The following is a 12,348-nucleotide window of genomic DNA, read 5'->3' as shown; positions in this document are numbered from 1 at the left end:
GGTTGGGGGCATCGCGTCACGTGAACAGGCTGAGCACCTGTTCGTAGGCGAGGTAGGCGAACAGGGCCAGGCACAGCAGCAGCATGCTGTTCGAGAGCCATCCGGACCTGCCGCGCTCCGGGGCGCGGCGGGAGTTGAGCAGGACCAGCAGGGTCGCGGCGAGGAATGGCATGAACAGGGCTCCGAGGGCGCTGTAGGCCACGGTGAGCTGGAAGGGCTGGTCGAGGAACAGCAGTGCCATCGGCGGGAAGGTCAGCCACAGCACGTACGCCCGGTAGGCGGGACTGCGCTCGTCCGCCTGCTCCTGGGACCGGCGGATGGTGCGCCACCAGTCGCTGAACAGGAGGCTGACGCCGTGCCACACGCCGATCACGGAGCTGAACGACACGGCGAAGAAGCCGATCAGGAAGGGAATCCTGGCCCATTCGCCGTGGTCGTCGGCGAGGGTGTCGCCGAGCAGCAGCAGCCCCTTGTCACCGGAGGCGATCGCGGTGCCGGTGAGCATCTCGGCGCCGACGACGAGCATGGCGAGGACGAACACCCCGGTGGTCAGGTAGCCCACGGCGTTGTCGGTGCGCATCAGCGGCAGCCACGCGGGTCCGCGCCAGCCCCTGGCCATCGTCCAGTAGCCGTAGGCGGCCATGGTGATCGTCCCGCCGACGCCGCCGATCAGGCCGAGGATGTAGACCAGCGAGCCGTCCGGCAGCCGCGGCACGAGCCCGGTCGCGGCGGCGCCGAGGTCGGGCGCCACGAGCACGGCCGTGCCCACGACCGTGACGAACATGATCCCGACGAACGCCGTCATCACCCGTTCCAGCAGCCGGTACCGGCCGAGCCACACCAGCGCGAACCCGGCCAGGCCGCACAGGATGGCCCACGTGCGCACCGACAGCGCGGGGAACAGCGCGTTGAGCGGCAGCCCGGACGCCGACATCGCGGTGGCCCCGTAGACGAACCCCCAGATGACGGCGTACGCGCCGAAGTAGACCAGCGCCCACGTGCCGAGGGTCCGCCACCCGGACATCAGGGTCTGCCCCGACGTCAGATGCCAGCGGCCGACCGCCTCGCCCAAGGCGAGTTTGAACACGGTTCCGAGGACGACGGCCCACAGCAGCGTGTAGCCGTACCTCGATCCGGCGACCAGGGTGGCCACCAGGTCGCCCGCGCCGACCCCGGTGGCCGCGGCCATGATGCCGGGTCCGATCTGGCGCAGGCGGGCCCGGCGGTTCGCGGGTGGTTCCTTGGTGATGGGTGACATGGTCGGGAAAGCTAGCCACGGCCCCGCGGCGTGCCCAGGGCGCGCGAGCAGGCTTTACCCTCGGCTAGGAAAACCGCGCGGAGCTTGCCGCTACCTTTGAGGCACCCCCGACAACGACGACGGAGGCTGCCCGTGCGGATTCTGCTCGTGGAGGACGACAGCGGCCTCGCCGACGCCGTCGTCCAAGCCCTGGCGCGATACGGTCACCACACGGCGCGGGTCATCCGCGGGGCGGACGCGCTGGGCCGCTACCACGAGGTCGACGTCCTCCTGCTCGATCTCGGCCTGCCGGACATGGACGGTCTCGACGTGCTGCGCAAGCTGCGCCGGGTGAGCACGGTGCCGGTGATCGTGATGACCGCGCACGGTGACGAGCGCACGGTGGTGCGCGGGCTGCACCTGGGCGCGGACGACTACCTGGTCAAGCCCGTGCGCCTGGCCGAGCTCGCCGCGCGGATCGAGGCGGTGGCGCGCCGGTCGAGGACCGCCGAGCCGCACCCGGGGGGCACGGTCCGCGCGCGCGACGTCCTGATCGACCTCGACGCCCGGCGGGTCGCCGTCGGCGAGCGCCCGGTGGAGCTGACCACCAAGGAGTTCGACGTGCTGGCCGCGCTGGCCCGGCGCCCGGGCGCCGCGGTGAGCAGGCAGCGGGTGCTCGACGAGGTCTGGGGCGACGCGTACCTCGCCGTGTCCAAGTCGCTGGACGTGCACATCGCGCAGTTGCGCGCCAAGCTGGCCAGTCCCGGCACGCTGACCACGATCCGGGGCTACGGCTTCCGGCTGGAGACCTGAGGTGCGTGCCCGGCTGCTGGCGGTGCTGCTGGCGTTCTCCATGGCCGCGGTCGCCGTGTTCGCGGTTCCGTTGCTGCACACCACGGCCGCCAACCGCACCCAGCACTTCGCCTCCTCCCGCACCGCCGACGTCACCCGGTTCGCCACGCTGGCCCAGCAAGCCGCCGCGAGCGGGGACCAGAGCCGGTTGATCGACGAGGTGCACGCCCACGCCGCGCTGTTCGGCGACGGTGTCGTCGTGGTCAACGCGCTTGGCGAATCTGTTGTGGCGACGGGGATGCGCCGTGACGAGCCGAGCGTGGTGTCCGCGGTGGACGCCGCGCTGCGCAACCAGCCGCAGCCCGCGCCCGCCGAACTGCGCCCGTGGTCGGGCGGGACGGCGCTGTTCGCCCAGCCGGTCGGCACCGGCACCCGGGTCGTGGGAGCGGTGGTGCTGCGGTCGTCGGTCGCGCCCGCCGTGCGCGACATCCGCGCCCGCTGGGCCGCGGTCCTGGTGGGCGCGCTCCTGGCGGCCCTGCTGTGCGCGGCGCTCGCGGCGTGGCTGGCGCGGTGGGTGCTCCTGCCGGTCACCCGCCTGTCCGACGGGGTGCGCGAGGTGACGGGCCGGGGGCCGGGTGCGCAGGCGCCCGCCGACGTGGGGCCCGCGGAGCTCCGCGGCCTCACCGTGGCGTTCAACGCGATGTCGGTCGCGCTGGCCGAGTCCGCCCGCAGGCAGCGGGACCTGGTGGCCGACGCCTCGCACCAGCTCCGTACGCCGATGGCGGCGCTGCGGTTGCGGATCGACGCGCTGGCCGCCCACGTCGACGACACCGACGGCTACGCCTCCGCGGTCCGCCAGCTGGAGCGGCTGGAGGCGCTGCTGGCCGCGATGCTGGCGCTGGCCTCCGCTGATTCGACGGCCACCGCCCTGGCCACGGGCGGGACCGACGCGGGTGGGGCCGACGCGGTGGCCATGGTGGCCGAGCGCCTGGACGCCTGGCACATCGCGGCGCGGGCGTCCGGGGTCGAGTTGCTGAGCGAGCCGGGCGGACCCGACACCGCGCCGGTCCAGTGCCCGGAGTCCGACCTGGCGCAGGTGCTCGACGTACTGCTGGACAACGCCGTCAAGTACGCGGGCGCGGGAACGCGGGTGCGCTGCGGCTGCTTCGCCGAGGACGGCCGGGTGCGGTTGCGGGTCACCGACGACGGCCCCGGGGTGTCCGAGGCGGAGCTGGGCAGGCTCACCGAGCGGTTCTGGCGCGGACGCGGCCGCGACGCCCCCGGCTCGGGTCTGGGCCTGGCGATCGCCGACCGGCTGGTCACCGCGTGGGGCGGCACGCTGCGCCTCGCCCTGGGCGCGCCGAGCGGGCTGGAGGTCACCGTGGACTTGCCAGGAGGTCGAGCGTGATCACTTCACGGCGCACCGCGCTGCGGCTGGGACTCGGCGTGGCCGCGGCGGCGGCCGGGTGCTCGGCGGCTGGGTGCTCGGCGAGCGGGCCCACCGGCCCACTGCGCATCGCCGCTGGGGAGCGCGGCGGGTTCTACGTCGAGTTCGCCACCCTGCTCGCCGACCGGGTGCGGGCGCGCACCGGCCTCGCCGCGAGCGTGGTGCCGACCGGCGGCAGCGTGCACAACCTGGTCATGGTCCGGTCCGGCCAGGCCGAACTGGGCCTGGCGCTGCTCGACGTCGCGGCGGCCGAGGCCGAACCGCTACGCGCGATCGGTCGGGTGTACGAGAACTACACCCAGCTGGTCGTCCCGGCGGACAGCCCGGTGCGGACCGTCTCGGACCTGCGCGGGCGCCCGGTGTCGCTGGGCGCGACCGGCTCCGGCGCGGCGGTGCTCGGCGCCCGCTTGCTGGCGGTGACGGGCGTGGCCGTCGAGGCCCAGCACCACCCGCTGACCGTGGCCACCGGGAAGCTCGCCGCGGGCGAGGTCGACGCGCTGCTGTGGTCCGGCGGTGTCCCGACGCCTGCCCTGTTGGACTTGGACGCGCGAATGCCCCTGAGGCTGCTGGACCTCACCGAACACCTACCCGCCCTGCGCGCGGCGCACGGGTCGTTCTACGAGCGGGTTCCGGTGCCCGACAACGGTTACGGTCACGGCGAGCCAGTGGTGACGGTGGGAGTGGCCAACCTCCTGGTCGCCAGGACGGACCTCCGGCACGACGTGGCGTCCGCGGTGGCCGAGGTCCTCGTGACGGACGCGCCCGCCCTGGTGCCGTCGCAGGCCCTGGGAACGCAGTACCTCGACCGCCGTTCCCTGCCGGTCACTGGCCCGCTTGCCCTGCACCCAGGCGCTGTGGCGGCGTATCGGAGCCTGCGCGGCTGAGGCCGCCGTCAACTCGGGTCGCGGAGGCGGGGCGGGTTGGCGATCATGGTGTGGTGATTCGCGTTGGGACCTCCGGGTGGGTGTATCCCGAGTGGCGCAGGCGGTTCTACCCGCCTGGGCTGCCGCAGCGGGGAGAGCTGGCGTACTTGTCGCGGCGGGTGGGGACCATCGAGATCAACGGGTCGTTCTACGGGATGCGCAAGCCCACGGACTACCAGCGCTGGCGCGACACCGTGCCGGAGGACTTCGTGTTCGCCGTCAAGGGGCCGAAAGTGGTCACCCACGACCGACGCCTGCGGGCCGCGGGGCCGATCATGGCCGAGTTCCTCCGCTCCGGGGTCGAGGAACTCGGGGACAAACTCGGCCCCGTCCTCTGGCAGACCCCCGCCTCGCTCCGCTACGAGCCCGAGGTGGTCGCGGCCTTCCTCAGCACCCTGCCGCCCGGCATCCGGCACGCCGTGGAAGTCCGCCACCCCACCTTCGCCGACGACCGCTTCACCGAACAGCTGGCCGCCCACGACGTCGCCCTGGTGGTCTCCGACAGCCCCAGCTGGCCCTGCTTCCACGCCGATACCGCAGCCTTCACCTACCTCCGCCTGCACGGCGACACCGAGTTGTACAAAAGCCGCTATTCCGATGCCTCCCTCGATCACTGGGCCACCTACGTCACCAAGGCCCACAGCACCGCCAAGGACGTCTACGTCTACTTCGACAACACCATGTGCGGCCACGCCCCCTACGACGCCGAGAGCCTCACCCGCCACCTCCTGCGCGCGGTGTGACCGCCCGGCCATGGGGGCCGAGTTTGTTTGTCTACGAGGTCGGGATTAGGTGCGTGGTGGTGTAGGCGAACAATCTTTTGTGAACGGCGTCTGCGTCGGGTCTCGGCCGAATAAGTCAGGAACTGCTGACATCGAGTAATGCCAGGCCGCGGTCCTGTTCGAGGTGCCAATTGTTTGTCGTTGCAATCTTCGAGGTGGTGGCGTGGCAGACCGCGGCGGGCAGGGGCCCGCCGCGGTCTGCGCTGGTGTTCCTGGTGCTCGTGTCTTGGAGCAGGGGTCAGAGCAGGACGATCGGGCCGAGGATGCCGATCCACACCAGGATCTTGTCGACGTCGACGCCCAGGTCGGCGCAGACGGCCAGGAGGGTGTCCTTGACGTTGACCAGGTTGTTCACGTCGATGTCGATGTTGTTGAGCGCGTCCTCGATGATCGAGATCTCAGTGTTGTTGAGGACCCTGTCCAGCCCGAGCTCGATCTTGAGGTTCGGGGACACGGTGACGTCGTTGCACGACAGCACCGGGACCGAGATGGTGCCGGTGTTCTGGCAGTCGAAATTGCCGGTCGTGGTGGTGGCGTTCGCCGCGGCGGCACCGCCGAACACCAGCGCGGCGACCATACCGACAGTCATCGCGAATCGCTTCACGGTTCCTCTTCTCGTCTTCCAGGGTGTCTCGCCCATTCTCGGTGAGCGAGGTTGACGTCTCTATGAATACCGAGTCGCCGTGGTCGGGCGCCATGGTGCGCGGAAAGGAGCACCTGCGTGGAGCAGCGGTATTGATAACCAGACGCCTGCGTGGAGCAATGTCGTCAATACGGATGTCATCCGGGCCCTGACGCGAACCGCCTCAAACTCCACTGTCGGGGTGAACCCGCTGTCACCTGAACGGATCGAGCGGCGAAGATGATCACCAGTGGTGATCGATTACGCCTTTCGGGTGCCCCTGGGCTTGGTTGTTCCGTGAACGAATGCGCATCACGTGCTGCGCTTTTCGGGCAAACGGGTCAACAAAAGTGAGAATGCTGCCAAATCATGGCAACGAGCACGTGTGTCCTGGATTCCGCAGGCGTCACTCGTGGCGTGGCGGCCCCGGCGATGGCCAGGTCGGGAACCAGGTGCGCTGTGTCGCGTTGGCGGCTAGCTGGAGCGGCCCCGCGCGTACGTCCACACCGGAACGCACACCGCTTCCCGGCACGGACGGGTGTCCCGATCAGGTTGCCGGAGCGGGCGGCTTGAGCTGCCTGCGCGGGCAGGCCGGGAGATTCACGGCCCGCGACGGGCTCGTCCATCGTTGGCGGTCGTGCCCGCGGCATCGCCGGGTCGGCCGGTGGGCATCGGATTTCCCTTCATTCCGTGCGGCATAAGGTGAGGGTCTGTCACGGCCAGCTGGTCACTCGTGCCTGACGGCCGTGCGGTCGGGCTGTCCACTGCGGACCGGCCGGGCATTGTGGGTCCTTGGCGGAATTTCTCGATAGTCGGTTGTGGAACATTTGATCAATGGAACTTGTGGACGAAAGGCGGAGTGGTCCGGTAGCTTTCGGCCGCGCATCTGGTTGCCCGCCTGCGATCAGGCGGATGGGATTGCTTCCGTTACGCGGTAGGTGATCGTCCGTTTGGCCGTACGGGGGTGGCGCTCGGGTGAGGCCGGGGTCGGTGGTCGGCCGGTGCGGTTCGTGCTGACGATGTGAAGGGTGCCGGAAGTATGAGTACTGACCTGGGATTCGACTACGCCAACGGTGTTCTCAGCAAGGAATACACCACCGAGTTGGAACGGTTGCGGTCACTGGAGCGGGCCTGCGACCCGGTCACCCTCGACATCGTGGGCAGGCTCGGCGTCCAGCCGCACTGGGACTGCCTGGAGATGGGCGCGGGCGCCGGGTCGGTGGCCTACCACCTGGCCGAGCGGTGTCCGGACGGGCGCGTCGTGGCGGCCGACATCGACCCGAGGTTCCTGGACCCGCGGCGGTCGTCGAACCTCGACATCGTGGGCATGGACATCACCCAGGACGGCTTTCCCGAGGGGTCTTTCGACTTAATCCACACGCGATTACTGCTGACCCACCTGCCGCAGCGGGATGAGATCCTGCGCGCGGCGGCGTCCTGGCTGAAGCCGGGCGGCTACCTGCTCGTGGAGGACCTGTACGTCCTGCCGATGGACGAGTCGCACCCCGCGCTGCGCGACGTCATCAAGCTGCTGTTCGACGTGATCCTGGTGCACGGCGCGGACCTCAACTGGGGACGTTGGCTGCCCTCCCGCCTGGCTGATGCCGGGCTGACGGAGTTGGGGCTGCGCACCAGTCCGCTGGCGCTCGGTCTGCGGGACTCCGCCGAGGAGATGTGGCGCAACTCGTGGCAGCAGGTCCTGCCGTTCGGCGTGGGCACCGGCCTGGTGGACGCCACCCAGGCCGACGCGCTGACCGCCGCCATGGACGGCCCGGGCATCGACCCGACGGCGCTGATCTTCTCGGCGTGGGGCCGCCGTCCCATGGCGTGAGACCCGATTCGGTAGGCGCTTCCGGAAGCGCCTACCGACTGGGTCGCTTCTCGTCCTTGTAGGACTCTGTGTAGTGGGCGCGAGTGCGGGGTCCCCGATGGGGGCCTGTCGGCGGTGAAGGTCTCGCGTTCGATCAGTCTTGTGAGCAGCCGCCTGCGAAACGTTTGCGCTAACGCGGGGTCAACACGCAGAACTCGTTGCCGTCGGGGTCGGCCATGACCACCCGGTCGACCTCGCCCTGGCCGATGTCGACGCGGGTGGCCCCGAGGGAGAGGAGACGGTCGACCTCCGCCCGCTGATCACCGTGGGCGGGTGGGGCGATGTCGAAGTGCAGCCGGTTCTTCCCGGTCTTCGGCTCAAAGGGCGGGCCGCCCCAGGTGATCTTGGGGCCGCCGTGCGGTGAGCGGATCGCGGTCTCCTGGTCCTGGTCCCAGACCAGCGGCCAGCCCAGCGCCTCGCTCCAGAAGTAGCCGACCTCCTGCGACCCGTCACACGCGAGTGCCCCGACGAATCCGCAGTCGGCCAGGAAGTCGTTGCCCGGCTCGATGACGCAGAACTCGTTGCCTTCGGGATCGGCGAGCACGACATGACCCTCCTCCGGGCGCTGGCCGATGTCGATGTGCCGGGCGCCGAGTGCCAGCGCCTTCGCCACCGTCTGCTGCTGGTCGTCGAGGGACGTGCTCGTCAGGTCGAAGTGCGCCTGGTTCTGGCGGGTCTTCTGCTCCCGGGTCGGAAGGAACCGGATTCGAAACCCGGTGTCGTCGCTGGGCAGGAGCGCGATGGCGTCCTGGGAATCGTCCGTCTCCCAGTCCAGGACCCCTGCCCAGAACCGCACGAGGCGCGGCGGGTCATTCGCGTCGAAACAGAGCGTGATGAGGTCACATGTCACGCCTACACCTCCCAAGACAGCGGCACGCCCTCCGCGCCGTCGAGTAGGCGATGTTATGCGCTCGGGGATAGGTAGCGCCCAGTCGACTGGCAGGGCAATCTGTTGTCGTACCCTCCATTGAGAGCGTTAAACCTCTCGGCGCGCGATGTTGCGATCTCGTGTCCGAGCGGGCGGGTGTCGACAAACCGAAGCCTGCGAAGGTATTCACTTCGTTCTTTTGGCTCGACGTCTCATTCATCCGTCGGGTGAACCCCTTGTCCCTCAATCAGGTAGTGAACGGCGTTTCACTCGGTCCTGTGCTGCCGGACTCGGTCCTCCCACAGAAAATTGCTGGTGGACGACCTCGGTCCACTCTCCACCGTTCCCCGGTCACCACGAGCGACGGAGGCACGCCATGCGGATCGTCATCGTCGGTGCGGGCATCGGCGGCCTGCTGACCGCGATCGCGCTCCAGCGGGAGGGGCTGCGGGCCGAGGTCTACGACCAGGCCGCGCAGCTGCGCGAGGCCGGGGCCGGTCTGCTCATGGGCTCCAACGCGGTGCGCCTGCTGTGGCGGCTCGGGTTGGGGGAGCGGTTCGAGCGGATCAGCTTCGTCCACGAGGACGGCGGGCTGTTGCGGAGGTGGCAGGACGGCGCGGTCCTGGCCGTGAAGCCGCTTGGCCGCACCGCCGCCGAGCAGTACGGCTACGCCTGCCACGGCGTCTACCGCGCCGATCTCCAGAGCGTCCTCCTGGCGGCCCTCCCGCCTGGACAGGTCCGCCCCGGGTTTCGCTGCGCCGAGGTCCGCGACCACGGACGGACGGTCGAGGTCGGTCTGGTCGACCGGGCAGGCGGGCGGCACCGGGTGGACGCCGACGTCGTCATCGCCGCGGACGGCCTGCGCTCTGCCATCGCGGGGGAGCTGCACGGCGGGGCGCAGCGGCTCAACCGGATGGACATGCGGGCGTTCCGGTTCCTGATGCCCGCTGAGCAGGCACCGGAGCCCGTTCGCCACTCCTACTCGGTCTGGATCGGCCCGGGGCGGCACATTGTCCACTACCCCATCTGCACGGGTGCGGCCGTCAACGTGATGATCTGGGTTCCCGCCGCGCCGGGCGAGGGCCCTCCGGCGGGCACCCCCGTCCACGGCGGCGCGCTGCACGCGGAGTTCGCGGGCTGGCACTCGGAGGTGCACCACCTGCTCGCGGCGGCCGGGGACGGGACTTCCTGGCCGATCTTCGACAAGGACCCATTGCCGCGTTGGGCCTTCGGTCGGGTGGCGCTGCTCGGCGACGCCGCCCACGGCATGCTCCCCTTCCTCGGCCAAGGCGCCGCGCAGACCGCCGAGGACGCCGTCGTGCTGGCGCGCTGCCTGGCGGCGGGCGGCGTGGCGGACGTGCCCGCGGCGCTGCGCCGCTACGAGGGCCTGCGCATCGCCCGCGCCACCGACATCCAGCTCCGCAGCCGCGAGCGCGGCGAGGAGTTCCAACTCCCCGACGGTCCCTCGCAGCGGGCCCGCGACGCCGCGTTCCCGACGGTGACGCGGCAGGAGGCGGACCTGCTCTTCGGCCACGACGTGCTCGCCGATCACGCCATGAGATGAGGTTCCCGTGCAGAGAAACCGAGGATCGGCCCTGGAAGTCCCGTGGAGCGTGCACGAGTGGGTCGATGAGTACCTGACCAGGCCGCACCCGGAGATCGGCAGGACGGGGGCGGTGTGCCCGTTCGTCGGCCCGGCCCGCTCGGCGGGAACGCTGGTCGTGCGCCGCTGGCCGGTCCGCCCCGAGGCGGGTGGCACCGAGCTGACCGCCGTGATCGACCGGATGACGACGGCGTTCCGCGCCGAGCACTGGAGCGCCGAGAACGCGGCCCTGCACACCCTGGTCGTGGTCCTGGACGGCTTGGCCGACTGGGCGGCCCTTGACCGGGCGCAGGCCGCGGCCAAGCCGGGACTGGTGGCGCAGGGCCTGATGCTGGGCCAGTTCCACCCGCTCTGCGACGAGCGGGCCGCTCGCAACCCCGGCTTCCAGGTCTCCCGCTCTCCCATGCCCCTCTTGGCGCTGCGCCGCATGGCGTACCACGACATCCTGTTCCTGCACGAGGACCCCGAGTGGTTCGCCGCGTACCAGGCCCGCTTCGGCGGCCACTACGCCTCGCGAGGCCACGTCGACCCCCTGTTCGCCGACCTTTACGCCGAAGCGGCCAGCCGATGGCGGTGAGGTGGGACGAACTGCCGCCCGCCGAGCTGGAGCGCGAGTACTCGCCCAGCTCGCGGGTGCCCGCTCTGGCCGCCGAGTTGGAGCGCTACGCCCGGGAGAGCGCGCTGGCCCGCACCTGCCTGCCCTGGTGGGACCTCGGCGACGCCGACTTCTTCCCGGCGGGCCCCGGATCGCCCCTGCTGGTCTTCGTCCACGGCGGGTACTGGCAGCAACTCGGCAAGTCGGACGCGTCCTTCCCCGCTCTGGGGCTGGTGCCGAGGGGGATCTCCTACGCCGCCATCGGGTACGGGCTGGCTCCGGCGCACCGGATGGACGAGATCGTGTCCATGGTGCGGCGTTCCACCGCGCGGTTGTGCTCGCGGGCGGGTTCGCTGGGCTGCTCGCCCGAGGCCGTCGTGCTGGCGGGCAGCTCGGCGGGTGCTCACCTGGCCGCCATGTCCCTGATCACCGGGGGGTTGCCACTGCGCGGTGGCGTGCTGCTCAGCGGGGTCTACGACCTGGAACCCCTGCTGCGCACCGGCGTGAACGACGCGATTGGCATGGACCAGGACGAGGCCGCGCGCAACAGCCCGATCCGCCACCTCCCCGCGCGTCTGCCGCCGCTGGTGCTGGCGCTGGGCGAGCACGAGACCACCGAGTTCACCCGCCAGCACCGGGACTTCCACCGGGCGCTGCGCGGCAACCAGGTGACGGAACTGCGCGCCCGGGGTCGCAACCACTTCGACATCTGCTTTGACCTGGCCGACCCCACCACCGCGCTGGGCGCGGCGGTGACCACACTCCTGAGGTGACCTGAGATGGACCCCGACACCAGCCCCCTCCTGGACTTCGGCGGCAGGACCCCCTACATCGACTACCAGAGCATCGACACGCTCCTGTCGCTGCAGAACCCCCGATCCGCGGAACCCGCCGAGCTGGGCTTCTACATCATGGGTCAAGTGAAGGAGCTGCTGTTCAAGCTGCTGTACGAGGAATCCTGCCGGGCTCGGACCCTGCTCGACGCCGACGAGGTGGGCGCCACCGTCCGCGTCCTCTCCCGCTCTCGCAAGGCAGTCGATGTGCTTCTGTCCTGTTGGGACGTTCTGAGCACCCTGACTCCTGGCGATTTCAACGGTTTCCGAGAACACCTGGGACAGGCGTCAGGAGTGCAGTCCTACATGTACAGGATGGTGGAGTACGTGTTGGGCAACAAGGACCCAGCCTTGGCGCGCCCGCACCGGAAACCGGCCGAGGTCGCCGAAGCGGTGCGGGCCGCTTTGCATTCCCCGAGCCTGTACGATGCGGCGGTGGCACTCCTGGCTCGTCGCGGAGCTCCCATCCCCACTGAGACGCTGGCCAGGAATCCTGCCATCCCGTATCGATCCTGCGCGGCGGTGGAGCAGGCATGGCGGGATGTCTACGCCGCCGAACCCCCCGAGGCCGAGCTTCCCCGCCTCGGCGAGGCGCTGATGGACCTCGCCGAGGGCATGAGCCGCTGGCGGGCCCTGCACCTGTTGACGGTGGAGCGGATCATCGGCACGAAACCCGGCACGGGCGGCACCTGCGGCGCGTCTTGGCTCCGCAGGGTCAACGAGCACCGTTTCTTCCCGGAACTGTGGTCAGCCCGGACACTGCTGTGAAAGATGGC

12 protein-coding genes are annotated in these 12,348 nt (G+C 70.4%); 9 read left to right on the top strand and 3 right to left on the bottom strand.

Going from position 1 to position 12,348, the window contains the following annotated elements:
• Positions 1-16 precede the first annotated feature (16 nt).
• Positions 17-1,258, bottom strand: coding sequence for an Nramp family divalent metal transporter (locus ACTG9Q_RS12635; RefSeq protein WP_455572911.1), 1,242 nt, complete (start codon positions 1,256-1,258; stop codon positions 17-19).
• A gap of 132 nt (positions 1,259-1,390) precedes the next feature.
• Here ACTG9Q_RS12635 and ACTG9Q_RS12630 point away from each other — a divergent pair, with 132 nt between their 5' ends.
• The 4 genes from ACTG9Q_RS12630 to ACTG9Q_RS12615 are packed head-to-tail and all read left to right on the top strand — an operon-like array spanning position 1,391 to position 5,142.
• The gene (locus tag ACTG9Q_RS12630) at positions 1,391-2,050 is read left to right on the top strand and encodes a response regulator transcription factor (protein WP_455572910.1); all 660 of its coding nucleotides are present in this window, start codon (positions 1,391-1,393) and stop codon (positions 2,048-2,050) included.
• A gap of 1 nt (position 2,051) precedes the next feature.
• Positions 2,052-3,437, top strand: coding sequence for a sensor histidine kinase (locus ACTG9Q_RS12625; RefSeq protein ID WP_455572909.1), 1,386 nt, complete (start codon positions 2,052-2,054; stop codon positions 3,435-3,437).
• Entirely contained in the window at positions 3,434-4,360 is a 927-nt protein-coding gene (locus ACTG9Q_RS12620) for a TAXI family TRAP transporter solute-binding subunit (protein ID WP_455572908.1), read from the top strand. Before ACTG9Q_RS12625 ends, ACTG9Q_RS12620 begins: the two co-directional genes overlap by 4 nt.
• A gap of 53 nt (positions 4,361-4,413) precedes the next feature.
• Entirely contained in the window at positions 4,414-5,142 is a 729-nt protein-coding gene (locus ACTG9Q_RS12615; protein ID WP_455572907.1) for a DUF72 domain-containing protein, read from the top strand.
• Between the two features lie 277 nt (positions 5,143-5,419).
• Here ACTG9Q_RS12615 and ACTG9Q_RS12610 read toward each other — a convergent pair whose 3' ends face one another.
• Positions 5,420-5,770, bottom strand: coding sequence for a hypothetical protein (locus tag ACTG9Q_RS12610; RefSeq protein ID WP_455572906.1), 351 nt, complete (start codon positions 5,768-5,770; stop codon positions 5,420-5,422).
• A gap of 1,072 nt (positions 5,771-6,842) precedes the next feature.
• Between ACTG9Q_RS12610 and ACTG9Q_RS12605 the strand changes: the two genes are divergently transcribed.
• A complete protein-coding gene (locus ACTG9Q_RS12605) occupies positions 6,843-7,634 on the top strand; it encodes a class I SAM-dependent methyltransferase (RefSeq protein ID WP_455572905.1) in 792 nt (263 codons plus the stop codon).
• Positions 7,635-7,803: 169 nt separating this feature from the next.
• Here ACTG9Q_RS12605 and ACTG9Q_RS12600 read toward each other — a convergent pair whose 3' ends face one another.
• The gene (locus ACTG9Q_RS12600) at positions 7,804-8,523 is read right to left on the bottom strand and encodes a VOC family protein (protein ID WP_455572904.1); all 720 of its coding nucleotides are present in this window, start codon (positions 8,521-8,523) and stop codon (positions 7,804-7,806) included.
• A gap of 394 nt (positions 8,524-8,917) precedes the next feature.
• Between ACTG9Q_RS12600 and ACTG9Q_RS12595 the strand changes: the two genes are divergently transcribed.
• Genes ACTG9Q_RS12595 through ACTG9Q_RS12580 form a run of 4 tightly spaced genes read left to right on the top strand, consistent with a single transcriptional unit; the run spans position 8,918 to position 12,340 of the window.
• Entirely contained in the window at positions 8,918-10,105 is a 1,188-nt protein-coding gene (locus ACTG9Q_RS12595; protein WP_455572903.1) for an FAD-dependent monooxygenase, read from the top strand.
• A gap of 7 nt (positions 10,106-10,112) precedes the next feature.
• Positions 10,113-10,721, top strand: coding sequence for a DUF6875 domain-containing protein (locus ACTG9Q_RS12590; RefSeq protein ID WP_455572902.1), 609 nt, complete (start codon positions 10,113-10,115; stop codon positions 10,719-10,721).
• Positions 10,712-11,512: an alpha/beta hydrolase gene (locus ACTG9Q_RS12585; RefSeq protein ID WP_455572901.1), complete on the top strand. Its 801-nt coding sequence runs from the start codon at positions 10,712-10,714 to the stop codon at positions 11,510-11,512. The genes ACTG9Q_RS12590 and ACTG9Q_RS12585 overlap by 10 nt, the downstream gene beginning before the upstream one ends.
• 6 nt (positions 11,513-11,518) lie before the next feature.
• Positions 11,519-12,340, top strand: a complete 822-nt coding sequence (locus ACTG9Q_RS12580) for a tryptophan 2,3-dioxygenase (RefSeq protein ID WP_455572900.1) — start codon at positions 11,519-11,521, stop codon at positions 12,338-12,340.
• Positions 12,341-12,348 lie beyond the last annotated feature (8 nt).

Source organism: Actinokineospora lacus, from assembly GCF_053813445.1.
This window is presented reverse-complemented; position numbering and strand designations above follow the sequence as displayed.

Excerpts from the sequence above, each read along its gene's own strand:
- ACTG9Q_RS12635 (WP_455572911.1), bottom strand. The coding sequence starts at position 1,258 with ATGTCACCCATCACCAAGGAACCACCCGCGAACCGCCGGGCCCGCCTG.
- ACTG9Q_RS12610 (WP_455572906.1), bottom strand. The coding sequence starts at position 5,770 with ATGACTGTCGGTATGGTCGCCGCGCTGGTGTTCGGCGGTGCCGCCGCG.
- ACTG9Q_RS12605 (WP_455572905.1), top strand. The coding sequence starts at position 6,843 with ATGAGTACTGACCTGGGATTCGACTACGCCAACGGTGTTCTCAGCAAG.
- ACTG9Q_RS12595 (WP_455572903.1), top strand. The coding sequence starts at position 8,918 with ATGCGGATCGTCATCGTCGGTGCGGGCATCGGCGGCCTGCTGACCGCG.
- ACTG9Q_RS12585 (WP_455572901.1), top strand. The coding sequence starts at position 10,712 with ATGGCGGTGAGGTGGGACGAACTGCCGCCCGCCGAGCTGGAGCGCGAG.
- ACTG9Q_RS12580 (WP_455572900.1), top strand. The coding sequence starts at position 11,519 with ATGGACCCCGACACCAGCCCCCTCCTGGACTTCGGCGGCAGGACCCCC.